Here is a 24,313-nt window from a genome sequence, read left to right on the forward strand (position 1 = left end):
TGTTTCAGCAAAGAAACCCTTCTTAAATAGGTCTTCACATGATCTTGCGTAGTGAACGAGTCACCGCCATTCTGGTGCTGTTTTTATTAAGCGCCTGCAATATGGTGTTCTGGCAAAAATTCATCGCCGTCCAGCAGCCGGCTACGGTGGGCGCGTGGCTGTTTATCGGCATTGGCTTTGCATTTCTGTTTTTGGTCTTTAATGCCATCCTGACGCTGATTGCCGTGCCTTATGTTTTTAAACCGGTTTTGACGGCCATTTTGCTCATTACGCCGTTTATTGTGTATTTCATGTCGCAATACGGGGTAATGATTAATGCGGAAATGATCCAGAACGCCTTTGAAACCAATCATGCCGAGGCGCGGGATTTACTCAGCTTCAAGCTGCTGATTTATCTGCTGCTGCTGGGGGCTTTGCCTGCCGCCTGGCTGTGGCGCGTGCGAATTGATTTTCGGCCATTTAAAAATGAAGCCAAGATCAAATCGGGGATTTTGCTGGCGTCCCTTTTATTACTGGGTGTGATTGCTGCGGGGTATTACAAGGATTTTGCTTCGGTTTTTCGTAATCACCGTGAATTGCGCTATGTCCTCACGCCAAGTAATTACCTGCAAGCCACGTCCAAATATTTGCGCAATAGCGCGGCATTAAGCCCAGTTGAGGTCAAGGCGGTGGGTGAAGATGCCCGGCTGGGAGCCAGCTGGGCCAAGACGCAGCGCCCCAGCCTGACCGTGCTGGTGGTCGGCGAAACCGCGCGTGCGGCCAATTTCTCGCTCAATGGTTACGAGCGCGAAACCAATCCCGAGCTCAAGCAAATCGCCGGGCTGATCAATTATCCGGATTTTCATTCCTGCGGCACCGATACCGCCGTGTCAGTACCGTGCATGTTTTCAATGTTCGAGCGCAGCGATTATTCGGATGATAAAGGCAAGAGCCATCAGGGCTTGCTCGATATCATGCAGCGTGCGGGTTTGAGCGTGAGCTGGCGTGATAATCAGTCGGGCTGCAAGGGCGCGTGTGATCGTGTGCCGCATGAGCAAACGAGTGCGCGGCCCGATCCGGCGCTGTGCCGCGATGGCGAATGCTGGGACGAAATGCTGCTGCAAAACCTGCAAGCCAAAATTGATCAGGTCAGCCAGGGGCAGCAATCGGCCGTGCTGGTGCTGCATATGATGGGTAGCCACGGCCCGGCGTATTACAAACGCTACCCGCCGCCGTTTGCACGTTTTCAGCCCGCCTGCACGACCAATCAGCTCGATCGCTGCACGCAGGGCGAGATTATGAACAGCTACGACAATACCTTGCTCTACACCGACCATGTGCTGGCCAGCCTGATCCGCACCTTGCAACACAACGAGAGCAAACTTGATACCGCCATGGTGTATCTGTCTGACCATGGCGAATCAATTGGGGAAAGAGGGCTATACCTGCATGGCTCGCCCTATGTGATTGCGCCGGACTTCCAGACGCATATTCCGGCGCTGATGTGGTTTTCATCCGCCTATCAGCAAAGCCGCGGCCTTGATGCGCGCTGCCTGCAGCAACATGCAGGCCAGCGCTACTCGCACGACAATCTGTTTCATTCGATGCTCGGCTTGCTCGACGTTAGAACGCAGCTTTACCAGCCGCAGCTGGATTTATTTGCCAGCTGCCAGCGGCGCGTTGAGCACTAGTTGATAGATCCTAGCGCATGCATGACTGCTGCCGCGCTTTGTAGTGAAATCACGTCACGGCCCCACGGCTTGCGCTGGCGCGGCAGATGGCGCAGCCAGCCCAGGCTGCGCGCGCTGCTGAAAATCAGCGCTTGTACGGCAGCACTGTCCTGATGCAGAAAGGGGAGCAGGCGTTGCGCCAGAATCTGGCGGTCGGCTTGTAGCAGATAGGCCGTTGAATGCAGGTATAGCAGCCAATCCCTTGCCTGTGCTTGCTCCTGGCTCAATACCTCGGTGGGGTCATCTTCAAAGTCGATGAAAACTATTTGGCCCTGATGGCGATGAATATTGCGGGCAAAAGCCTGACTGAGCACCTGCCCTTTGCGGTGCGCGTCCAGAATCGCGGCCAGTGCACTTTCCCAGATCGCCAATTGAGGCTCCTGACTGCGGCTGAGCAGATGATCAATCGAATGCTCGCCAGCGTGGCTCAGCGCAATCCAGTCTGGCGCAATATGCAGCACGCTGGGTACCGCAACGCCAGCGGCCTGCAAGGCCTGCAAACGGCGCACTTCGGTGGCCTGACCCGCCGCACCACCATAAGCGGGTACGGCACAAAGCAAAGGCTGGCCCAGCATACGGGCGGCTAGATTGAGCGCGCGATACGCCAGCGGGCGAGCCCGGCTTTCCTGCCGTTTGATAATTACCGTCTCATCGCCAAGGGCAACAGCCAGCACCCGGGCCGGACTGCGGGCCAGCGCTTGTTCGATCAACTGGAGGTGGGGCGCACTGAGCATGGGCGTCTTTAAAAGCTGGAAAGCAGCCGATTATAACGTCGATTGCGCTTCAGGCTGCCAGATTCCGGAGCCTAGCGTTTGAGTACCCAGTCAATCAGCGCTTGCCACTCGGCCCGGTCGCGCTGGGTTTTGCTGTGCGGCAGATCAAAAATGCTCATGCCGCGCTGGATGGTCTGATTGTAGAGCTGGGTGTCACGCACGCAGGTGAGTAGCGGAATATCGTATTTGCGCAGAAATTCGGGCAGCGGGTTGGCCGCCTGGGTTCGCGCATTCACCCGCATTCCCACAGCGCCGACTTGGACGTCTTCCTGACGCACCGCCTTGGTTTCGGCCAGCTCTTCAAAAAAATCGGCGCAGGCCCATAGATCAAACGCCGAAGGCTGAATCGGCACAATGACGTGATCGACGATTTTCAGCACTTTTTTCAGTTTATTACCGCTAAAACCGGCTGGTGTATCGAGTACGGCGACCTGGCTGCCCTTGGGCGGGCGCGCGATGTGGTCATCGCCAATTTCCCAGCGGGCAATTTGCGGCAGATGCGCCGGACGCAAATCGAGCCAGTGGTGGCTGGAGTGCTGTTTGTCCAGATCGCCCAGCATCACTTTGGCTTCCTGCCAGGCAAACCAGCTGGCCAGATGAGTCGACAAGGTTGACTTGCCGCTGCCCCCTTTGGGATTGACGATCAGAATCTTGCGCATAAATCATAAGGCCGGAACAAAAAGCGGCATTAATTATGGCAGAGATTGTCAGTTTTAATGTGACAGTTTGGTTAAATTATGACTAATCGGTGAAAGAATTGTGACGCATCGTGATTTGTTGCGTCGTTGCAAATCAATTGTATTGGGGGTATATGGCCGTAGCGATTGCAGAATATTTTCTACGTGGCAATACATACTCCGGGTATAAAAAAGCCCCGCACATTGGCGGGGCTTTGCTTTGGAAGGTGGCCAATTAAGTAACTGAGCAAAAATTTCCGAACAAGGCGGCGAAGCCGAAGATAGTACAAGTAGTACAGCGAGGCGAGCCAACGATGGGCGGAAACTTTTGTCTGCCTACTTATTTGGTCAGATCCAGCAATTTGGCAAAGGCTTCGTCGAATTGTTTCAAGCCATCAACTTGCAACTGCTCGCCAGCGAGGTTGTAGTTGATGCCCAGTTCACGCACTTTCACCAAAGTTTGTACCGCTGCATCGGTGCCGGTTTCCAGCGTGTTGGCTGCATTGCCGTGGTCGCGGAACAGCGCCAGTGTAGCGTCCGGTACGGTGTTGACAGTATCTGGCCCGATCAGGTCTTCAACGTACATTACGTCGTTGTAGGCTTTGTTTTTGGTGCCGGTTGACGCCCACAGCAGACGTTGCGGATTGGCGCCCAGTGCTTTGAGCGCGGCAAAACGACTGCCCTGGAACAAGCCTTTGTAGTGCTGGTAAGCCACTTTAACGAATGATTTAGCGACCGTGCCGCGCAGAGCCAGCGCTTCTGGTGTGCCGATGGCGTCCAGTTGCGGGTCGATCAGGCTATCAACGCGCGACAGGAAGACCGAGGCAACGGCTTGAACTTTATCGACAGGCAGACCCGCCGCAGCGCGCGCTTCCAGACCACGAATGTAGGCGGTCAAGACGTTATCAACGTGTTTCAGATTGAACATCAGCGTGATGTTGACGTTGATGCCTGAAGTGATCAGCTCTTCAAAAGCAATCACGCCAGCGTCGGTGGCCGGTACTTTGATCATCGCGTTCGGGCGATTGATCGCTGCCCACAGACGTTTGGCGTTGTCGATGGTGCCTTGCGCGTCGTTCGCCAGCGTGGGTGATACTTCCAGGCTCACGTAGCCATCCAGACCATTGGTCGCGTCGTACATTGCACGAGTCAGATCGCAAGTGGCTTGAATATCTGGTACTACCAGCGCTTCGTAACGTTGTTCGGCAGTCAGATCCTGCTTTTTCAGCTCGGCCAGATCGCCAGTGTAGAGCGGGTCAGACGAAATCGATTTGTAGAAAATCGCCGGGTTTGAAGTCACGCCAGCGATGTCGTCTTCAGAGATCAGGCGAGCGAGTTCGCCTGATTTCAGTAGATCACGGGAAAGATTGTCCAACCAAATACGTTGACCGAAAGGTTTAATTGCGGCGATTCTGCTCATAGTGAAGACCTCTGATGCGGTGAAGTAGGCGAATTGCGTTAGCTTTGGGCTAGGCATCTCAATGACATGGGGCATTATCAACCAAAGCCAAGCCCTGTGCCTTTGCGCAGACGCAAAAAAGATGCGATTGCCGCAATTTACGGGCAGATTGTGACTTGGGCAAGTGGCGTGCTCACTCGGTGACTACTTCGGCCTCGGCTGAGGCCGCGCATGCATTCGCCTGTCTATTCAATAACCCGTGCCGGTGGGAATTTCACCGCAAACTCGCTGCCTTTGCCTAGCTCGGAAGTGATCAGCATATGCGCCTGATGCCGATGCAGAATATGCTTCACAATCGCCAGCCCCAGCCCGGTGCCGCCAGTATTGCGCGAGCGGCCGCGGTCCACACGGTAAAAGCGCTCGGTCAGGCGCGGAATATGCTCCGGGGCAATGCCGATGCCGGTGTCGCGACATGTAAAGCACACTGCATCGTCACGCTTTTCCCAGCCGATGGTGATGGTGCCGCCCGGTGGCGTGTAGCGGATGGCGTTGGAGACCAGATTGCCCAATGCCGAATGCAGCTCGTCGTGATTGCCAATCAGGCGTGGGCGATCAAGGCGGCCTATTTCTACCGTGTGGCGGCCTTGTGAAAGCCCATTGGCCTCAGTGCGCAGCAATTGCATCAGTTGCGGAATGTCGACTTCCTCTTCGCGTACCTGCGCTCCGCTTTCCAGCTTGGAGAGCGTCAGCAAATCTTCCACCAGCCGCTGCATGCGCTGCGTTTGCTCGTACATCAGTTGCAAATGCGTTTCGCGCGTTTTGGCGTCCGATGAAGGCATGTCGATCATGGTTTCAATAAAACCGCCAACGACGGTCAGTGGTGTGCGCAGTTCGTGCGAGACATTGGCAACGAAATCTCGGTGGACGGTCTGAACACGCTCAAGCTGCGTAATATCGCGGCTCAAGAGCAACTTACGTGTTGAATCAAACGGCACCACCTGCGCCGATAAAGTCTGCTCGCTCGGGCGGCTGATGCGAATAATTACCGGATGGCTGAAATCCTGTTCTTTCAGATAGTCACGCAGGCTGGGATAGCGCAGCAGGTGCGTGATGGGCTGGCCCATGTCCAGCTTGCGGTTCAGGCTCAGGTGCTCGCAAGAGGCGGGGTTGCACCACTCGATGCGATCATTGTCGTCCAGAATCACCACGCCATCGGGCAGCGCTTCGGCGGCAGATAAAAAGCGATCCAGCGTGCCAGCGAGGCGCTCTTTGGCTTTTTTCTGCTTGCGCACTTCGGCGTAAATCTGGTCAAACACTTCCTGCCACAGCATAAAGCTGCCGGGCACATTATCGACTTGCGGGTTTTCCAGCCAGTGGTGTAAACGGTGCAGATTGAAAATATGAAACAGGCAGGCCAGCGAAACGACGAGCAGCGCAAAGCCCAGCCCCCAGGCCGCGCCGCCGATTGCGCCAATAAACAGGGCGATCAGGGCGGTTAAAGAATAATAAATAATCGAACGAAGCCAGAGCATGTGCGGCCTTTAATGAAACACGCAGGTCGGTGCCGACCCTTCAAAAGCGCTGCCGGAGCAGACGCGGGTGCTGGCTTTAGTTGACCGACAGGCGATAACCCGAGCCGCGCACCGTTTGAATCAGATGATCGTGACCAGTTCCTTCCAGTGAAGAGCGCAGGCGGCGAATATGCACGTCGACGGTTCTTTCTTCCACAAACACATGATCACCCCACACCTGATCAAGCAGGTGCGCGCGCGTGTGCACGCGTTCGGTGTGCGTCATGAAAAAATGCAGCAGGCGGAATTCGGTTGGGCCCAACTCCAGCGGCTGGCCATTGCCCGACACGCGGTGGGTCACCGGATCAAGGCGCAAGCCGTGGATTTCCACTGGATCATCGGTGGCTTGCGGCGCACGGCGGCGCAGCACGGCCTTGATCCGCGCCTGCAATTCGCGCGGGCTAAATGGCTTGGTAATGTAATCGTCGGCGCCGGTTTCCAGGCCGGCGATTTTATCCTGCTCGTCCGAGCGTGCGGTGAGCATGATCAGCGGAATGGCGCGCGTGCGCTCGTCGCCGCGCAGTTTGCGGGCAAAATCAATGCCCGACATGCCTGGCAGCATCCAGTCGAGCAAAATCAGATCGGGCAGGGCATTGCGTACAATGCCTTGGGCACTTTCTACCGAATCGGCACGCATTACATGATGACCTGCTTGTGACAGGTTAAAGGCAATCAGTTCTTGAATTGCTGGTTCATCTTCGACCAACAGGATATTGGCGGCCATGGCGTGTCCTCGCGGAAAAGTTCAATGTATTGATTGCGAGAATAAGGCTTTAGTGTGAACTTAATATTACAAGTCTGCAAATCCACGACTTATTTTTCAGAAAGTGAAAGCCGGGCATGGCAGGACGGCGACGTGCTTGCCCCGGTTCGCGAGTGGTGAGCAAACCTTAAGCGCGGTATGATGATGGCTATTTTCCTTCTGGCAAATTGACGCTTATGGCTGGCCTTACCGCAGAAACCCCGCATCCCACCGCCGTGACCTTGCATCAGGCTTCGCGCCTGCTTGAAATCGCCTTCGCCGATGGCGCGAGCTACCAGTTGCCATGCGAATATCTGCGCGTACTGAGTCCGTCCGCCGAAGTGCGTGGCCACGGCGTAGGCAATGAAGTGCTGCAGGTGGGCAAAATCAACGTCAATATCAAGGCCGTCGAGCCCGTTGGGCATTACGCACTCAAGCTGGTATTTGACGACGGCCATGATTCCGGCTTGTTTTCATGGCAATACCTCTATGAACTGGGTGCCAATTATGAAAGCTACTGGCAAAAATACCTGAACGAGCTGGCCGCTGCTGGCGCATCTCGTGAACCACTTTAAATAAAGGCAGAACGCAATGAGCGATTCAAAAACCCATTTCGGTTTTAGCACCGTCAATGAATCAGAAAAAGCGCAGAAAGTCGCCGAAGTGTTTCACTCGGTCGCGCAAAAATACGACGTGATGAATGACCTGATGTCGGCTGGCCTGCATCGCGCATGGAAATTCTTCACCATTGAAACCAGCGGCGCCAAAGCGGGCGACAAGGTTCTGGATATTGCTGGCGGTACGGGCGATCTTTCGAAAGCTTTTGCCAAAAAAGTGGGTAAAACGGGCCAGGTCTGGTTGACTGACATTAATAGCTCGATGCTGGGCGTCGGCCGTGACCGCTTGCTGGATATGGGATACCCCCTACCAGTAGCTCAATGTGATGCAGAAAAGCTGCCGTTTCCAGACGGATACTTCGATATTGTTTCGGTGGCGTTTGGTCTGCGCAATATGACGCACAAGGATGCCGCACTCAAGGAAATGCATCGCGTGCTCAAACCCGGCGGCCGCTTGCTGGTGCTGGAGTTCTCAAAGGTGTGGGCACCGCTTAAGCCGGCTTACGATCTGTATTCGTTCAAGCTGCTGCCTTTTATGGGGAAATTGGTGGCCAATGATGCCGAGTCTTACCAGTATCTGGCTGAGTCAATCCGCATGCATCCCGATCAGGAAACGCTGAAACAGATGATGCTCGACGCCGGTTTTGGCCGCGCCGATTTCCACAATATGACCGGTGGCGTGTGCGCGCTGCATAAAGGAACCAAATTCTGATGGGATTGAGTCAAGTGGCGGGTCAAGCGAGTCTGGCGGCTTTGCTCAATCATCTGCTGGGGCAGGCCCCTGCAGCGCAGGCGGATTTGTCCCGCCTGGCTGGCCGCACTTTTGCGGTGAAATTGCCGCTACTGGCCGCCAATGTCGTCGTCATGCCCAGCGGTTTGCTGGCGCATTCGGAAGGCCAGCCTGAAGCAAGCCTGAGTCTGCCACTGCAATTTTTTACGCTGCGTCTGACTGATCCGCAGGCGGCATCGCGGCAGGTCGTGCTAGCGGGCGATCCAGAGTTGGCTAGCAAGGCGGGGGCGGCGCTGGGCGCTTTGTCGTGGGATGTGGCTGAAGATTTATCGCGCCTGGTTGGTGATATTGCTGCGCATCGTATCGTGAGCACCAGCCAAAGTCTGGCCAAAGCCCCTTTAGCGATGGGCTGGCGTTTGACCGAAACGGTAGTGGAATACCTGCGTGATGAAGACCGGATGCTGCCGCGCAAGGAAGCTGTGACGGCGTTCTGTGATGAGGTGGATACTTTGCGCAATGATTTGGCGCGGCTGGACAAGCGTTTGGCTCGGCTTGAGGCCGACTTGGGCCGCATTGAAAGCGGCGAGCAATAAAGGCGAACATGTTCCGTTTTTTTAAAATTGCCTATGTCGTGGTGCATTTTGGTCTGGACGAATTTTTGCTTGGCCACGAGCGCGTGCATGGCCTGCGCAAACTAATATCGGCGCTGTTTTTTTGGCGCAAGCTGGATCAGCCACGTGCGGTACGTTTGCGTTTGGCGCTCGAATCCTTGGGCCCGGTGTTTGTCAAATTCGGTCAGGTGTTGTCAACGCGCCGTGATTTGATGCCGCCCGACATTGCCGACGAGCTGGCGCAATTACAAGACAATGTGCCGCCGTTTGATTCGCAAACGGCGATCAATCAAATCGAAAAAAGCCTGGGTAAATCGATTGCGGAGCTGTTTGCTCAGTTCGATCCGCAGCCGGTTGCATCCGCGTCGGTGGCGCAAGTGCATCGCGCCAAACTGCACGATGGCAAAACCGTGGCCGTGAAGGTGTTGCGCCCGGCGATTTTGCCGGTGATCGAAAGCGATCTGGCGCTGATGCGGGTGTTGGCCGTTTGCGTTGAAAAGCTGTTTGCCGACGGTCCACGTCTCAAACCGCGTGAAGTGGTCGCCGAGTTTGATCGCCATTTGCATGACGAGCTCGACTTGATGCACGAGGCGGCGAATGCTAGCCAATTGCGCCGCAATTTTACCGACTCGGATCAGCTGATCGTGCCCGAGGTGTACTACGACTTTTGCGCACGTGAAGTGCTAGTGCTCGAATGGATGGACGGCATTCCGATTGGCAAAATCGACGAGTTGAAAGCCGCCGGCATGGATTTGAAAAAGCTCAGCCGCTATGGGGTGGAGATTTTCTTTAGCCAGGTATTCCGCCATGGTTTTTTCCATGCCGATATGCATCCGGGCAATATTTTTGTGGCGCAGGACAATAGGTATATCGCGCTAGACTTTGGTATTGTTGGCTCGCTGAGCGATACCGATAAGCAGTATCTGGCGATTAATTTTCTGGCATTTTTTAATCGCGATTATCGCCGCGTGGCCACCGCACACATTGAATGCGGTTGGGTGCCTAAGGACACGCGCGTTGAAGAGCTGGAAGCGGCGGTGCGTACCGTGTGCGAGCCCTTCTTTAACAAGCCGCTGAGCCAGATTTCGTTTGGTTTTGTGCTGCTGCGGCTGTTTGAAACCTCACGCCGTTTTAATGTCGAGATTCAACCGCAACTGGTGTTGCTGCAAAAAACGTTGCTGAATATCGAAGGGCTCGGTCGCCAGCTCGACCCTGACCTCGATTTATGGCAAACGGCCAAGCCTTTCCTTGAGCGCTGGATGAATGAGCAAATCGGCTGGCGCGCTCTGATTGCGTCGCTGAAACACGAAGCGCCGCAGTGGGCGACGCTGCTACCCACCTTGCCGCGCAAGCTCAATGAAGTGCTCAATCAAAACCACACCGAGCTCTTGCTTGCTGGCTACAAAGGCCTGATGTGGGAGCAGAAAAAACGCAATTACCTGCTCGCCGTAATCGCCGTGCTGCTGGCGCTGTCGTTGCTGGGCACATTCTGGCGCTGATTTGCTCCGGATCTGTCAATCCAAGCCACCGTTTACGGTGGCTTTTTTTATGTGCTAATCCTCCGGTGAATGGCCCAAAACATTGATGATGCGGGCTTTGGGCATGGCAATCGTTTGTCCAGCCAGGGGACACCCGTTAGGAAAAATTGTGCTTGCTATTCACTAGTCGATGATCTGTATTGAATGAATAAAAACGGAACGCTATTTCCCAATAAGACCCAAGAAAAGCTGCCGAAAGTAAATCGGCTACCTCTTCAATACAGGAGCTAGAGACATGCGAAAATGTATTTGCACCATGGCCGTGCTGGCGGTGTTTGCGCCGCAAGCATGGTCTGCACCGTTGCCCCAGGTCGTTGAAAAATTACTGCAAACCAGCCCTGATATCCAGACTGATGTAGGGCAACGGCGAGCGAGTAATGCGGCAGTTGATAAAGCCAAAAGCGGCTACTACCCCAAGGTTGAATTGTCTGCAGGCATCGGGCGCGAACACACGAATAATTTCTCCACCCGTGCGGCATTCGGTGGCGGGGTAAATTACACCCGCAAGGAAGCGCAGGCGCTGCTAACCCAGATGTTGTTCGACGGCATGGGTACCAAAAATGAAGTTAATCGCCAAAAAGCGCGACAATTGGGCGCAGCCCACCGTCTGGCCAATACTTCGGAAGACGTCGCTCTTAAAACCACAGAAGCCTATCTGGATGTGTTGCGCCAGCAAGAATTGCTGACGCTGACTAAAGCGAATCTCGACGCGCATTTAAGCACAGCAGATCAGGTCAAAATGCGCACGGCAGGCGGCTTTGGCCGTAAATCGGACGATGAACAAATCGATGCCAGGGTTGCCTTGGCCAAAGCCAATGTGTCAGCTGCACAATCGAGCCTGAATGAAGCACAAATTGCCTATATGCGTCTGGTGGGGGAGCAGCCAGCAGATTTATTGCGTCCGGCGGTCCCCGAGGGCTTGCCCGTTACGATGGACGAGGCTGCCAACTGGGCGGTTGCCAATAACCGCTTGCTGCAAGCTGCGCGTGCCGACGTTGCCGGAGCCCAGGCGCAGTATGGTTTGGCCGAGTCACAAATGTACCCGCGTGTGGATCTGGAAGCTGGCGCGGTTTACACCGATTCGCTTGATGGCCTGCGGGTTGAGGAAACCGAGCGCTATTACGGGATGGTGAAAGTGCGTTATTTCTTCAAAAGCGGAGCCGACAAAGCCTATGTCGCTGAAACCAAAGAGCTGGTTTATTCTGCCGAAGAAATCGTCCGCCGTGTCGAGCGGCAGGTGCGCCAGAATGCCTCTTTGTCGTGGAATGCGATGATGATTGCCGCAGAGCGGGTACCGGTACTGACCAGCTACGCTAATTCAAGTAAGTCAGCGCGCGACGAATACAGCAAGCAGTTTTCTCTAGGGCAGCGCTCATTGCTGGATTTGCTCGATAGTGAAAATGAATATTTCACCGCGCAGCGTGACCTCGTTGGCGGGCAATATGATGAATTGAGAGCACGCTTCCGATTGCTGGCTGATGGCAATCAACTGCTTACCACGTTCAATCTCAAACCGCTGGATGAAACCGTGGTCACCGAATAGGGCCACGGCTCATTGCCTGTCTCGGGGCGGAGATCTCTGCCCCGAGATGCTGAGCATGGATGTGTAGTGCACTCCTTGGCTCGATCACTTCCTGTTTCACGGCCTTATCGTATTGACGACCAATCAGGTCTATTCGCGTAGGAATTCATTGTGACTTCCAATCCACCGCCGCCGCCACACGAAGCCGCCATTCCGCATTCCACCTTCGTCCCCGATGATCCACTCACCACCTGCCTGATTCAGCTAACACGGTTTTTTCATCGGCCATTCTCTGCCCAAACACTGACGAGTGGACTGCCCTTGGTGGGTAATCGCCTGAGTGCCGTCCTTTTCCCTCGAGCCGCTGCGCATGCCGGTTTGACTGCCAAGTTGCAGCGGCGCAGCCTGGATGATATTCCTGAGCTGTCTTTTCCTGTGGTGCTGTTACTGAAAGAGGGCGGAGCCTGTGTGGCGATCAGACGTTCCGGTTTGCGCTGGACGATACTGGAGAGCAATTCGGCGGGCGGTGAGCTGGAGCTTGAACAGGGCAAACTTGAACAGCTTTACTGTGGTTTTGTTATTTTTGTGAAACCCGAGTTTCAATTTGACGCCCGTACTCGTGACAATTACATCCCCAAAGCACAGCACTGGTTTTGGGGGACCCTGCAGCTATGCTACCCAATGTATGGTCATGTGTTGCTGGCGGCCTGCCTGATCAATCTGTTTGCACTGGCCGTGCCGCTATTCACGATGAATGTCTATGACCGTGTGGTGCCCAATCAGATTTATGACACTCTATGGGTGCTCTCTATCGGCGTGGCTTTGTTGCTGGCCTTTGATTTTCTGATCAAGGCTTTGCGCGCGTATTACATTGATTTGGCTGGCAAACGCATTGACGTCATGTTGTCGGCGCAGATTTTCGAGCACGTCTTAGGGCTGAAAGTCGCAGCTCGCCCCCAGTCCGTGGGGGCCATGGTGAGTCACTTTCAGGAGTTTGAAGGATTCAGGGATTTCATCACCTCGGCCACCGTGACCGTGATCGTTGATATTCCATTTGTTGTGCTATTTCTGCTGGTCACCTACTGGCTGGGCGGCTGGCTGGTGCTGATCCCGATTATTTTTATCCCCTTGATTGTGATTATCAGCCTGATTCTGCAAAGACCTTTAGGCGAATTGATTCAGCAAAGCTTTCGTGTATCCGCGCAAAAGCAAGCGGGTTTGATTGAAACCTTGGGCGGTATTGATACGCTGAAGGCATGCACGGCCGAAAGCAATGCCCAGCATCGCTGGGAAAAAATCATCGGCGAGTTTGGTCGTCTGGCCGTCAAAACCCGTAGCTTGTCATCCCTGATTGTGATTCAGGCCGGTTTTTTTCAGCAATTTGCAACCGTGGTCATGGTCGTGGGCGGGGTCTATCTGATTGGTCAGCGCGAATTAACGGTGGGTGGATTGATTGCCTGCAATTTATTGCTCAGTCGTACTTTGGGGCCCTTCGCTCAGGTGGCCAGCCTGATTAGCCGCTATCATCAGGCGCGCGCAGGCTTAAAAGGTATGGAGAGCATTATGGCTTTGCCGCTGGAGCGCGCGCAGGGGAAAGATTTTGTCCAGCGCCCCAATTTTCGTGGTGAGATCGAGTTTCGTGATGTTAGTTTTTCCTACCCTGGTCATGATGCGCTGGCTTTGGATAAAGTGTCATTCCGTATCGCCCCAGGTGAACGCGTGGCGATTATTGGGCGTATTGGCTCGGGTAAAAGCACGCTGGAAAAACTGATCCTAGGCTTTCAGGAGCCCACCTCGGGTGCAGTATGGATTGATGGCGTCGACATCCGGCAAATTGATCCGGCGCAGTTGCGGCACAATATTGGTTATGTGCCAGAGGATGTTTTTCTGTTTTATGGCTCGGTGCGTGAAAATATCGTGCTTTCGGCACCCTATATTGATGACGTTGCGATGCTGGATGCGGCCGAAATTGCCGGAGTCAGCGATTTCGTCAACCGTCATCCTAAGGGGTTTGAAATGGTGATTGGCGAACGCGGAGAGGGGCTTTCTGGGGGGCAAAAACAAACCATCGGGATTGCCCGCGCGCTACTGCTTAATCCGGCGATCTATCTGTTTGATGAAGTAAGCAGTGCGCTGGATAACCGCAGTGAAGAACAGTTCAAGCAGCGTTTTGCAAAGCGGCTGAATCAAAATCATACGCTGGTGCTGATTACCCACCGCATGTCGATGCTTAGCCTGGTTGATCGCTTGCTGGTGCTGGACAACGGCCGCCTGATTGCTGACGGCCCTAAGGATGAAGTGATCAACCTACTCGCGGGGGGCAAACTCCATGCCGCGAAATAAAAAAGCACTGAGTAATGAAGATTTGAACTTTCTGGGGGATGGTGCTGCCGCTGTCTACGGCGGTTCCACTGCGCTATCGAATGGCATTTTGTACGCCAGTGCCGCCTTGATCCTGATTGCCATCGTATGGGCGGCCTTGGCGGAGATTGACGAAGTGACGGTGGCTGAAGGTAAAGTCATTCCGTCAACTCAAGTCCAGGTGATTCAGAATCTGGAAGGTGGCATTGTGGCGCATATTCCGGTCAAGGTTGGGGAGGTGGTGCAAAAAGGCCAGGTGCTGATGAAGCTGGACGAGAAACGCTTTTCTTCGTCTCTAGGCGAAAGCACGGTTAAATACGATGCGCTAACCGCCAAAATGGCACGACTGAGTGCTGAAGCCAGTGGCACAGAATTTAAGCCACCAGAAAAGCTGAACCAAAGCAATCCGGCCTTGATTGAGGCTGAGCGACAATTATTCAATTCGCGCAAGCGTGAACTGGAATCATCGATTGCCATTTTGCAAAGCGAAGCGGCAAAACGTAGCCATGAAATATCCGGTATGCGTGCCAAACTGAGCAAGCTAGAGTCAGGTTTGAGGCTGGCGCAAGAGGAATATGCGATGAGCAAGCCGTTGGCGGAAAAAAACGTCATATCCCAAATCGATTTCATGCATTTGCAACGCCAAATCAGCGATCTGAACGGCGAAATCAATGAAACGCGTATCGCCATTCCAGGCTTGCAAAGCAGTCTGGCAGAAACGAATGGCAAAATAGCCGGGGTTTATGCCAAAGCCAAAGCCGATGCGGCCAATGAGCTGGCTGCGGTCAAAGCCGAGCTGGAAGCAACCTCGGCGACAACCGTGGCCTTGAGCGACCGTTTCGAGCGGACCACCATCCGCGCCCCGGTCAATGGCATCGTCAAGCTGATCAAGGTCAATACAGTGGGTGGGGTTTTGCAGCCGGGCATGGATGTGATGGAAATCGTTCCTCTGGAAGACAATTTACTGGTGGAAGCCAAAATTAGGCCTTCCGATATTGGCTTTTTGCGTCCCAAGCAAGAAGCCATGGTGAAACTGACCGCTTATGATTTCTCCATCTATGGCGGTCTGCTGGCTGATGTTGAAACCATTACTGCCGATTCAATTACGGATGAAGCAAAGAAAGAAAGCTACTATCTGGTTAGGGTGCGTACTCGCTCCAACCATCTGGGGAATACCCGGCAAGTGCTGCCAATTATTCCCGGCATGTTGTCAACCGTGCATATCCGTACCGGCAAGAAAACCGTGTTGCAATACCTGATCAAGCCGATTGTAAAAGCCAAAGACGAAGCGATGAGAGAGAGATAGGGGTATTGCCCTCTGGCTCAGAATTTGATTGATTTATGTGAAAATACCCAGCCACGTATGGCTGGGTATTTTTGTATGTCTTGCTATTCAGTTTTAGTGACTGGTTTTAATTTCACCGTTATCCAGCAAGGTATTGAGTAGACTGGAAGGGTCGGCAATGCCACTTAAAGTAGCAACTTGCACTGCGTCACCATGGCCTCCGGTATCGCCATTAGCATCAAACATGACTTTGGTGTTACCCAAGCCATCGCTGACAAATTGCAGGAAGGCTCCTTCTGTTGCATTGAAGCTTGCGGCACTGATCCCTGCGCCGCTGAGCAGGTCCGTAATATCAAGTACATCACCGCCAGCTGCAATGGTATTCACAGTGAAGTTTTGGATGGTATCAATGCCGTTTGCCGTTGGTGTGCTGGCAAATACAAAGGTGTCAGAGCCTGTTCCGCCGTTCAGGATATCGTTACCGGCGCCACCATTCAGAATATCATTGCCAGCGTTGGCAAAAATACTGTCATTACCGGCTCCTGCCGAAATCTGGTCATTGCCACTACCAAAGGTCAGTGTGTCATTACCTGAGGTGCCGGACATCAAGTTGACCGTGAAGTTAGCCACTGCGCTGTCGTTATCCGCATCAATCCCTGTGAGGCTGAAATTGAGCAAATTATCATCCGGGTCTATGGTTTCGGTGTAACCCACGGTAATTCCGATGACTTTTAACGTGACATTATTGGTGACCGGAATTAACTCGACATAATCGACAATTTTACTGCTATCGATATCAAAGACCAGTTTACCCGAGTTGTCATAAGTAACTTGCAGCGTTGACGATGATGCGTCTGCATAAGTGACTTTCAGATCAACTTTATCGCCGCTACTGAGGCTACCGGTGGACGACACGTTAATGGTCAGGGCATCGAGTGTGACGTTTTCAAACCCACTATTGCGCACCACATCCAGTTTGAGGCGTTCATTTTGCGATTCTTGAATGCTATTACCATTTACCCCGATATCAGTGGCCGATTTATTGAGTAAAGTGCTGCCACCATAACTTGCACCATCGTTTGCCGAGCCGGTTAGAACCAATTTGAATGCGCCGCCAAAATTGCTGTCGGCAACAACGGCCGCTTCGGTTGAGCCATTGCCATCCAAGTCTGTTGGTGTCAGCACACTGAACAGGTTTGGAGTTGTGATGATTTGTGTTGGTGCCGGATTGACCAGATTAAAGCTGTAAGTGCCATCACTATTGACGGTGACTTCAAAGAAGGTTTTGGTTACAAGACCATCTACATAGGTGGCGGCGTAAGTTGTACCTGTTTTCAGGGCAAAGGTGTACCCGTCATCAGCCGGGTGATTCCATTGCAGGGCACCATTAGCAAAAGCCTGGCTAAAGGTAAGCGTATCTGCGCCAGAGTCCCAATCGTAGTTGCCGGTCGTGGTGCCAACTTGTCGATTGACTTCAATACTGTTGACGCTTAGGGCTGGCAGGTCATCAACGATGGTGACGTCGAGGCTTGCTTCCTCGTGATCACCGTCACGATCAAAGACGGAGACCATAAAGCTGTCAGTGACGTGGTCCGCAGCATCAACAACGCTATGGCTGGTGGTGTTGTCATCCAGCGTATAACTGTAGTTCACGGTAGTCCCATCAAAGCTGAGTATGCTGAGTGTCCCGGTGGTTGAGCTAACGGAGTTGCCGGTCAGGGAGCCGTCTGCGTTGATGAGCTGTACAGTGCCTACTTTCAAACCCCCAAATCCATCTGGGGTGCTGAGGGTAAATGTTCCGGTTTGAGTCAGCGCTGTATTGTCGGGGGCGCTACCTTCGTTCAGATTGCGCTCATACACAATTTCTTCATTGCCCTGGCCATCCAGTCCGGTGATGGTTACGCCATCATTGGTGCCAAAGATAGTAATGACCAGATTGGCCGTATCAGTCAGATCGCCATCGCTCACGGTGTAGCTAAAGGTGTCAGTGATAGTGTCGCCATCACCCAGAGCATTGACTGCTGCATTATTCGCATTAAGGGTATAGGTGTAGGAACCATTGCTGGCGAGCACCAGCGTGCCATACAGCCCAGAGTATGTATCTGGATTGCTGACAGTAAGTGTATCGCCATCGACATCGGTGTCGGCTTTGTCGCTAAAGCTGAGCGAGCTGGAAGGATCGTCCGGGTGGTCGGTGCTGAGAAGTACATTGCCGGAGGTGGTGGGATTACTCCCCTCGGTCACATCTTTGACCCAGTTGGTGTCATCAGAGCCCACGGGCTGGGTATTGGCCACGGGTGCATCATTGGTACCAAAAATGGTAATCACCAGATTGGCTGTATCAGTCAGATCGCCATCGCTCACGGTGTAGCTAAAGGTGTCGGTGAGGGTGTCGCCATCACCCAGAGCATTGACTGCTGCATTATTCGCATTAAGGGTATAGGTGTAGGAACCATTGCTGGCGAGCACCAGCGTGCCATACAGCCCAGAGTATGTATCTGGATTGCTGACAGTAAGTGTATCGCCATCGACATCGGTGTCGGCTTTGTCGCTAAAGCTGAGCGAGCTGGAAGGATCGTCCGGGTGGTCGGTGTTGAGAAGTACATTGCCGGAGGTGGTGGGATTACTCCCCTCGGTCACATCTTTGACCCAGTTGGTGTCATCAGAGCCCACGGGCTGGGCATTGGCCACGGGCGCATCATTGGTACCAAAAATGGTAATCACCAGATTGGCCGTATCAGTCAGATCGCCATCGCTCACGGTGTAGCTAAAGGTGTCAGTGAGAGTGTCGCCATCACCCAGAGCATTGACTGCTGCATTATTCGCATTAAGGGTATAGGTGTAAGAACCATTGCTGGCGAGCACCAGCGTGCCATACAGCCCAGAGTATGTATCTGGATTGCTGACAGTAAGTGTATCGCCATCGACATCGGTGTCGGCTTTGTCGCTAAAGCTGAGCGAGCTGGAAGGATCGTCCGGGTGGTCGGTGTTGAGAAGTACATTGCCGGAGGCGGTGGGATTACTCCCCTCGGTCACATCTTTGACCCAGTTGGTGTCATCAGAGCCCACAGGTTGGGCATTAGCCACGGGAGCATCATTGGTACCAAAAATGGTAATCACCAGATTGGCCGTATCAGTCAGATCGCCATCGCTCACGGTGTAGCTAAAGGTGTCAGTGAGGGTATCGCCATCACCCAGAGCATTGACTGCTGCATTATTCGCATTAAGGGTATAGGTGTAAGAACCATTGCTGGCGAGCACCAGCGTGCCATACAGCCCAGAGTATGTATCTGGATTGCTGACAGTAAGTGTATCGCCATCGACATCGGTGTCGGCTTTGTCGCTAAAGCTGAGCGAGCTGGAAGGATCGTCCGGGTGGTCGGTGTTGAGAAGTACATTGCCGGAGGTGGTGGGATTACTCCCCTCGGTCACATCTTTGACCCAGTTGGTGTCATCAGAGCCCACAGGTTGGGCATTAGCCACGGGAGCATCATTGGTACCAAAAATGGTAATCACCAGATTGGCCGTATCAGTCAGATCGCCATCGCTCACGGTGTAGCTAAAGGTGTCAGTGAGGGTATCGCCATCACCCAGAGCATTGACTGCTGCATTATTCGCATTAAGGGTATAGGTGTAAGAACCATTGCTGGCGAGCACCAGCGTGCCATACAGCCCAGAGTATGTATCTGGATTGCTGACAGTAAGTGTATCGCCATCGACATCGGTGTCGGCTTTGTCGCTAAAGCTGAGCGAGCTGGAAGGATCGTCCGGGTGGTCGGTGTTGAGAAGTACATTGCCGGAGGTGGTGGGATTACTCCCCTCGGTCACATCTTTGACCCAGTTGGTGTCATCAGAGCCCACAGGTTGGGCATTAGCCACGGGAGCATCATTGGTACCAAAAATGGTAATCACCAGATTGGCCGTATCAGTCAGATCGCCATCGCTCACGGTGTAGCTAAAGGTGTCAGTGAGGGTATCGCCATCACCCAGAGCATTGACTGCTGCATTATTCGCATTAAGGGTATAGGTGTAAGAACCATTGCTGGCGAGCACCAGCGTGCCATACAGCCCAGAGTATGTATCTGGATTGCTGACAGTAAGTGTATCGCCATCGACATCGGTGTCGGCTTTGTCGCTAAAGCTGAGCGAGCTGGAAGGATCGTCCGGGTGGTCGGTGTTGAGAAGTACATTGCCGGAGGTGGTGGGATTACTCCCCTCGGTCATATCTTTGACCCAGTTGGTGTCATCAGAGCCCACAGGTTGGGCATTGGCCACGGGAGCATCATTGGTACCAAAAATGGTAATCACCAGATTGGCTGTATCGGTGAGGCTGCCATCGCTGACGGTATAAGTGAAGGTTTCTGAGGTGCTTTGTCCTTCCGCTAGGGCATTCACTACGCTGTTATTGGCATCGAGGGTATAGGTGTAGGAACCATTGCTGGCCAGGACCAGCGTGCCATACGCCCCCACAAAGATGCCAGCGTTGCTGACGCTGAGAGTATTGCCGTCGACATCGGTGTCTGCTTGATCACTGAAATTACCAGATGGTGCACCTGCTGTATGGTTGATATTTTGCAGTACATTCCCGCTGGCACTGGGAGCACTCTCTTCTTGGTTAAATTCCACGACATCTTTCACCCAATTCGTGTCGTCTATGCCTTGGGGTTGGGCGTTGACGATGACAGGGGGCTCGGTGGTACCAAAGATAGTAATAACCAGGTTGGCTGTATCAGTGAGATTGCCATCGCTAACGGTATAACTGAAGGTATCGGCCAACGTTTGACCGTCATCAAGTGCATTGACCGCCGTGTTATTGGCATCGAGGGTATAGCTGTAGGAACCATCGCTGGCAATGACCAGCGTGCCATACGCCCCCACAAAGGTGCCAGCGCTGCTGACACTGAGGGCATCTCCATCGACATCGGTATCAGCTTTGTCACTATAGGTGCCGGATGGTGCGCCAGCGGTATGGTCAATATTGAGTAAGACATTCCCTGTGGTTGTTGGGTTACTGTCGCTGGTGACGTCTTGAACCCAGTTCGTATCGTCGATACTTGCTGTTGTACCATTGGCTATCGGTGCATCGTTAGTGCCGAAAACTGTAATGACTAGATTGGCTGTATCGGCGAGGTCGCCGTCGCTAACCGTGTAATTAAAGGTGTCTGTGAGGGTTTCGCCATCATCAAGTGCATTGACCGCCGCGTTATTGGCATTGAGGGTATAGCTGTAGGAGCCATCGCTGGCAATGACCAGCGTGCCATACGTTCCCACAAAGGTGCCAGCGCTGCTGACGATTAAAGTATCGTTATCAACATCGGTGTCGGCTTTGTCGCTAAAGGTACCGGATGGTGCGCCAGCGGTATGGTCGATGTTGAGTAGTACATTCCCAGTCGTTGTTGGATCACTGCCGCTGGTGACGTCTTTGACCCAGTTGGTGTCATTGACGCTTTCAGTCGTGCCGTTGGCAACGGGTGCATCGTTAGTGCCAAAGACAGTAATCACCAAATTGGCCGAATCGGTTAGATCGCCATCGCTGACCGTGTAGCTGAAGGTGTCAGTGAGGGTGTCGCCATCATCAAGCGCATTGACCGCCGTGTTATTAGCATTGAGGGTATAGGTGTAGGAGCCATCGCTGGTAATGACCAGCGTGCCATACGTCCCCACAAAGGTGCCAGGGCTGCTGAGACTGAGGGTGTTGCCATCAACATCGGTATCCGCTGTGTCGCTAAAGCTACCGGATGGTGCATCAGCGGTATGGTCGATAGTGAGCAGTACATTACCGCTGGTCGTTGAGCCGCTGTCGCTGGCGACGTCTTTCGTCCAGTTGCTGTCATCTAGGCTGACTGGTTGATCATTGACTGGTGTGACCGTGATATTCACTGTCGCAGTGTCAAAACCGCCATTTCCATCGCTGACTGTGTAGTTGAAGCTGGCAGGTCCATTGTAATCTTTGTCGGGCGTAAAGATGATTTGTCCATCGACGATTGCAACCGTGCCATTGATTGCGTTTTGCACGCTGCTGATTGTAAGCAGGTCACCATCGATATCGGTGTCATTTGCTAGCAAGATAGCTGGATCAATATTAAGGACGGTGTCTTCTTCGGTGGTCAGGGCATCGTTGGCCGCATTGGCGCTGTTGTCATCTTGTGCATCGGGTAGGTCGTTGACTGGTGTCACATTGATATTGACTGTGGCGGTATCGGTTTCTCCGCGGCCATCACTCACCGTGTAAGTAAAGCTTGCGCTACCATTGTAATTTTCGTTGGGTACAAATTCGATTTGTCCATTAATCAAGCTCACTATACCGTTGGTGGCATCTTGCACGCTGATGATGGTCAGTGTGTCCCCGTTGGGGTCAACATCATTCGATAGCAAAATGCTAGGAGCGATAATCAGTGGCTGGTCTTCTGGCGTGGTCAATGCATCATTGTCAGCGTCGCTGCTATTGTCGTCTGTAGCATCTGGAGGGAGGTTGTTAGGTAAGTCCTCTAGTGTTAGGTTGGGGTCTATTGAAATACCCGCAGTGGGCACCCCGGTTGGAATGTCGACGCGCGAGAGTGGCGTTTCAAGTACCACAAAACTATGTCCACCATCTTCCCCTCCGCCTGCACCGGCTGCGGTGGCTGCGGCGATTTGGGTTGGATCAGCACCTTGAGCGATCAGCTCCTGAATACGTGCTGCATCATCCGCTGCGTTATTGGCAGGCTGTAGCAGCTCTGCTAGCACTTGTTCTGTAATGCTCAAAGAGTCTGAACGTCCCAGGCTCATTTGTGCGCCATTATCGAAGGTAATTGATATCGCGCCGTTGGCACCGGTTTGGATGGTGTCGCCCGCTTGTACCTTGTCGCCCACCTGCAAAATCCGGATTTCTCCGCTGGCGGTGAGGACTTTGACTTCTCCGATAACCTGAGCGACGGTGCCTTTGTTGGCAATACTTTTGCTTGCATCGCTACTGGTTTTGCTGCTGATTTGGTTTGCGGTTGCCATGATGGTGTGCTCCTCATTTGTCGTCTGCAGCAATCATTGGGGTGGTCTTTGCAAAGGGCGGTGACTAAGCTCAATGCACAGTGATGGCAAATGCCACCACGCCAATACGGGCTGGATGTTTCATTGTATGAATTGGCCATAAAATGAAAATCAGCCTGATGGTCTAAATGAAAACCCTAGGGTCAATGGTTTGTACGTGATGGTGCAGACGATGTGATCAACTCAAAGCGGGTCGCGCAGGATTTGCCAAGCAAAGATCGGCAAATTCGATGATCTCGGCGGCACTTGGAGATGCTATGTCAGCAAATCATGTGATTGTTTCGCCGTCCAGAGAGTTGGCAATGCGCTGGTGTCCGTTGTTGACTGGACGGGGGGCGATAGAGCTCTATCGGCAATGGCCATCAATCGCACAGATTCAGCAACTCGCTCCGGTGTTTTGTGTGTTTGACCTTGCTGCTTGGCAGCGCCCCGAGCAAATTCCTGATTTGAAACTACTTAGCTCGCAGCTGGCCATTTGTCTGGTGTGTGATTCTTTCTCTGTGGCAGAGGAATTACGCTGGCTGGCCACAGGGATTCGTGCGTGTTGTACACACGATCTGGACGATGAGCGATTGAAAACAATTATTGATGTCACCGTGCGCGGTGGTATTTGGGTCTCAAGTCGCGCCTTGCCGATGTTGATGCAGGGTTTACAGCATTTCACCGCAGAAGCTCGTCATACGGCAACATCAGCCGCATCTGCTGATAACTCCCTGGCAATATTGACCCCGCAGGAACGCAAGATAGCCCAACTGGTCGGTCAGGGGGAAAGCAATAAGCTAATCGCTCGCGCGCTGAATATTTCCGATCACACGGTAAAAAGTCATTTGAGTGCCATTTTCAGCAAATTGCATCTCAGCGATCGGGTACATCTTGCTTTGCTGGTGAATCAAGGCGATGTAAAAGGCCATTCGGTTGATCGTTAAATTGCTGAGCGGTCATCTGTTTGCTTCTTTCAGGCTTGAGCTTTTCACCTTTCATACATATAACCGAATCTCATCTGCTTATCATGTTGAAAAAAATGTTCAGTTTTCGCTGCAAACATGGATGTTTATCTTGCCGAGTGGTTTTTCTAACGGCAATGGGACTGGCTGCCTGCACATCGACACCCCTCACTGGTGAGAATCCATATAAATTGAAAACAGGAACGCTGGACAAGGCCGAGGCCAAATATGGGGCGAATGCCAAGCAGCGTCTGGAAAGCTGGCAGGCTTTGCTTGATGGTGACAAAAAAGCCGATGAACAAAGCAAACTACTGCGCGTTAATAATTATTTTAATGAAAGAATCATCTTTTCGTCTGATCGCCAGGTCTGGGGCGTCGAAGATTACTGGGCTACTCCGGTTGAGTTTTTGGGGCGTGGGGCTGGCGATTGTGAGGATTTTGCGATTGCAAAATACTTCTCCCTGCTCGCCCTAGGCGTTCCGGAAAGCAAGTTACGGATTACTTATGTGCAGGCGACAGGCCATGGCCCGGCTAATCTGGCGCACATGGTGTTGACGTACTACCCCACGCCTTCTGCGGTTCCTTTGGTCCTGGATAACTTGATTCCGGAGATCAAGCCTGCGTCGCAGCGCCCGGATTTAACCCCTGTTTATGGTTTTAACGGGCAGGGTTTGTGGCTGGCGAAAGACCGTAGTAGCGGTAATGCCACGCCGCGACAAAACAAAATCAGCCTTTGGGATCAATTGAAGGCACGACAGGGGCGGGAGTTTGATTAGTTCAATCATGCGCCCACTCGCCCGCTAGGAGG

General features: G+C 53.1%; 16 protein-coding genes. 10 read left to right on the plus strand and 6 right to left on the minus strand.

Going from position 1 to position 24,313, the window contains the following annotated elements; all coding sequences use genetic code 11:
- Window positions 1–38: 38 nt before the first annotated feature.
- The gene (locus tag ABHF33_RS10695; protein WP_348943959.1) at window positions 39–1,670 is read left to right on the plus strand and encodes a phosphoethanolamine transferase; all 1,632 of its coding nucleotides are present in this window, start codon (window positions 39–41) and stop codon (window positions 1,668–1,670) included.
- Here ABHF33_RS10695 and ABHF33_RS10700 read toward each other — a convergent pair.
- From ABHF33_RS10700 to phoB, 5 genes are all read right to left on the minus strand, one after another.
- Window positions 1,667–2,443 carry a hypothetical protein gene (locus ABHF33_RS10700; protein WP_348943960.1) on the minus strand — a complete coding sequence of 259 codons (777 nt, stop codon included), beginning with the start codon at window positions 2,441–2,443 and terminating at the stop codon, window positions 1,667–1,669. The two genes, ABHF33_RS10695 and ABHF33_RS10700, sit on opposite strands and share 4 nt — an antisense overlap.
- 71 nt (window positions 2,444–2,514) lie before the next feature.
- A complete protein-coding gene (locus tag ABHF33_RS10705; RefSeq protein ID WP_157314280.1) occupies window positions 2,515–3,141 on the minus strand; it encodes an AAA family ATPase in 627 nt (208 codons plus the stop codon).
- Between the two features lie 358 nt (window positions 3,142–3,499).
- The gene (tal, locus tag ABHF33_RS10710; RefSeq protein ID WP_348943961.1) at window positions 3,500–4,579 is read right to left on the minus strand and encodes a transaldolase; all 1,080 of its coding nucleotides are present in this window, start codon (window positions 4,577–4,579) and stop codon (window positions 3,500–3,502) included.
- A gap of 224 nt (window positions 4,580–4,803) precedes the next feature.
- Window positions 4,804–6,090, minus strand: coding sequence for a phosphate regulon sensor histidine kinase PhoR (phoR, locus tag ABHF33_RS10715; protein WP_348943962.1), 1,287 nt, complete (start codon window positions 6,088–6,090; stop codon window positions 4,804–4,806).
- 76 nt (window positions 6,091–6,166) lie between these two features.
- Window positions 6,167–6,853, minus strand: a complete 687-nt coding sequence (phoB, locus tag ABHF33_RS10720; RefSeq protein ID WP_157314277.1) for a phosphate regulon transcriptional regulator PhoB — start codon at window positions 6,851–6,853, stop codon at window positions 6,167–6,169.
- Window positions 6,854–7,068: 215 nt separating this feature from the next.
- Between phoB and ABHF33_RS10725 the strand changes: the two genes are divergently transcribed.
- The 7 genes from ABHF33_RS10725 (at window position 7,069) to ABHF33_RS10755 (ending at window position 15,556) form a co-directional block, all read left to right on the plus strand.
- Window positions 7,069–7,446: a DUF971 domain-containing protein gene (locus ABHF33_RS10725; RefSeq protein ID WP_348943963.1), complete on the plus strand. Its 378-nt coding sequence runs from the start codon at window positions 7,069–7,071 to the stop codon at window positions 7,444–7,446.
- 16 nt (window positions 7,447–7,462) lie between these two features.
- Window positions 7,463–8,200, plus strand: coding sequence for a bifunctional demethylmenaquinone methyltransferase/2-methoxy-6-polyprenyl-1,4-benzoquinol methylase UbiE (gene ubiE / locus ABHF33_RS10730; protein ID WP_348943964.1), 738 nt, complete (start codon window positions 7,463–7,465; stop codon window positions 8,198–8,200).
- On the plus strand, window positions 8,200–8,811 hold the full coding sequence (locus ABHF33_RS10735) for a ubiquinone biosynthesis accessory factor UbiJ (RefSeq protein WP_348943965.1): 612 nt from the start codon (window positions 8,200–8,202) through the stop codon (window positions 8,809–8,811). The genes ubiE and ABHF33_RS10735 overlap by 1 nt, the downstream gene beginning before the upstream one ends.
- Window positions 8,812–8,819: 8 nt before the next feature.
- The gene (ubiB, locus tag ABHF33_RS10740) at window positions 8,820–10,328 is read left to right on the plus strand and encodes a ubiquinone biosynthesis regulatory protein kinase UbiB (protein ID WP_348943966.1); all 1,509 of its coding nucleotides are present in this window, start codon (window positions 8,820–8,822) and stop codon (window positions 10,326–10,328) included.
- A gap of 274 nt (window positions 10,329–10,602) precedes the next feature.
- A complete protein-coding gene (locus tag ABHF33_RS10745; RefSeq protein WP_348943967.1) occupies window positions 10,603–11,910 on the plus strand; it encodes a TolC family outer membrane protein in 1,308 nt (435 codons plus the stop codon).
- A 150-nt stretch (window positions 11,911–12,060) separates the two neighbouring features.
- Entirely contained in the window at window positions 12,061–14,232 is a 2,172-nt protein-coding gene (locus ABHF33_RS10750; RefSeq protein WP_348943968.1) for a type I secretion system permease/ATPase, read from the plus strand.
- Window positions 14,219–15,556: an HlyD family type I secretion periplasmic adaptor subunit gene (locus tag ABHF33_RS10755; RefSeq protein ID WP_348943969.1), complete on the plus strand. Its 1,338-nt coding sequence runs from the start codon at window positions 14,219–14,221 to the stop codon at window positions 15,554–15,556. The genes ABHF33_RS10750 and ABHF33_RS10755 overlap by 14 nt, the downstream gene beginning before the upstream one ends.
- 93 nt (window positions 15,557–15,649) lie before the next feature.
- On the opposite strand, the gene ABHF33_RS10760 is transcribed toward ABHF33_RS10755, so the two are convergent.
- The gene (locus ABHF33_RS10760; protein WP_348943970.1) at window positions 15,650–22,522 is read right to left on the minus strand and encodes a retention module-containing protein; all 6,873 of its coding nucleotides are present in this window, start codon (window positions 22,520–22,522) and stop codon (window positions 15,650–15,652) included.
- A 269-nt stretch (window positions 22,523–22,791) separates the two neighbouring features.
- Between ABHF33_RS10760 and ABHF33_RS10765 the strand changes: the two genes are divergently transcribed.
- Window positions 22,792–23,487, plus strand: a complete 696-nt coding sequence (locus ABHF33_RS10765) for a helix-turn-helix transcriptional regulator (RefSeq protein WP_348943971.1) — start codon at window positions 22,792–22,794, stop codon at window positions 23,485–23,487.
- Between the two features lie 20 nt (window positions 23,488–23,507).
- Window positions 23,508–24,281, plus strand: a complete 774-nt coding sequence (locus tag ABHF33_RS10770; protein ID WP_348943972.1) for a transglutaminase-like cysteine peptidase — start codon at window positions 23,508–23,510, stop codon at window positions 24,279–24,281.
- The last annotated feature ends 32 nt before the right edge of the window (window positions 24,282–24,313 follow it).

The organism is Chitinibacter sp. FCG-7 (assembly GCF_040047665.1).
Taxonomy (GTDB): domain Bacteria; phylum Pseudomonadota; class Gammaproteobacteria; order Burkholderiales; family Chitinibacteraceae; genus Chitinibacter; species Chitinibacter mangrovi.

Excerpts from the sequence above, each read along its gene's own strand:
- ABHF33_RS10695 (WP_348943959.1), top strand. The coding sequence starts at position 39 with ATGATCTTGCGTAGTGAACGAGTCACCGCCATTCTGGTGCTGTTTTTA.
- ABHF33_RS10700 (WP_348943960.1), bottom strand. The coding sequence starts at position 2,443 with ATGCTCAGTGCGCCCCACCTCCAGTTGATCGAACAAGCGCTGGCCCGC.
- ABHF33_RS10705 (WP_157314280.1), bottom strand. The coding sequence starts at position 3,141 with ATGCGCAAGATTCTGATCGTCAATCCCAAAGGGGGCAGCGGCAAGTCA.
- tal (WP_348943961.1), bottom strand. The coding sequence starts at position 4,579 with ATGAGCAGAATCGCCGCAATTAAACCTTTCGGTCAACGTATTTGGTTG.
- phoR (WP_348943962.1), bottom strand. The coding sequence starts at position 6,090 with ATGCTCTGGCTTCGTTCGATTATTTATTATTCTTTAACCGCCCTGATC.
- phoB (WP_157314277.1), bottom strand. The coding sequence starts at position 6,853 with ATGGCCGCCAATATCCTGTTGGTCGAAGATGAACCAGCAATTCAAGAA.
- ABHF33_RS10725 (WP_348943963.1), top strand. The coding sequence starts at position 7,069 with ATGGCTGGCCTTACCGCAGAAACCCCGCATCCCACCGCCGTGACCTTG.
- ubiE (WP_348943964.1), top strand. The coding sequence starts at position 7,463 with ATGAGCGATTCAAAAACCCATTTCGGTTTTAGCACCGTCAATGAATCA.
- ABHF33_RS10735 (WP_348943965.1), top strand. The coding sequence starts at position 8,200 with ATGGGATTGAGTCAAGTGGCGGGTCAAGCGAGTCTGGCGGCTTTGCTC.
- ubiB (WP_348943966.1), top strand. The coding sequence starts at position 8,820 with ATGTTCCGTTTTTTTAAAATTGCCTATGTCGTGGTGCATTTTGGTCTG.
- ABHF33_RS10745 (WP_348943967.1), top strand. The coding sequence starts at position 10,603 with ATGCGAAAATGTATTTGCACCATGGCCGTGCTGGCGGTGTTTGCGCCG.
- ABHF33_RS10755 (WP_348943969.1), top strand. The coding sequence starts at position 14,219 with ATGCCGCGAAATAAAAAAGCACTGAGTAATGAAGATTTGAACTTTCTG.
- ABHF33_RS10760 (WP_348943970.1), bottom strand. The coding sequence starts at position 22,522 with ATGGCAACCGCAAACCAAATCAGCAGCAAAACCAGTAGCGATGCAAGC.
- ABHF33_RS10765 (WP_348943971.1), top strand. The coding sequence starts at position 22,792 with ATGATCTCGGCGGCACTTGGAGATGCTATGTCAGCAAATCATGTGATT.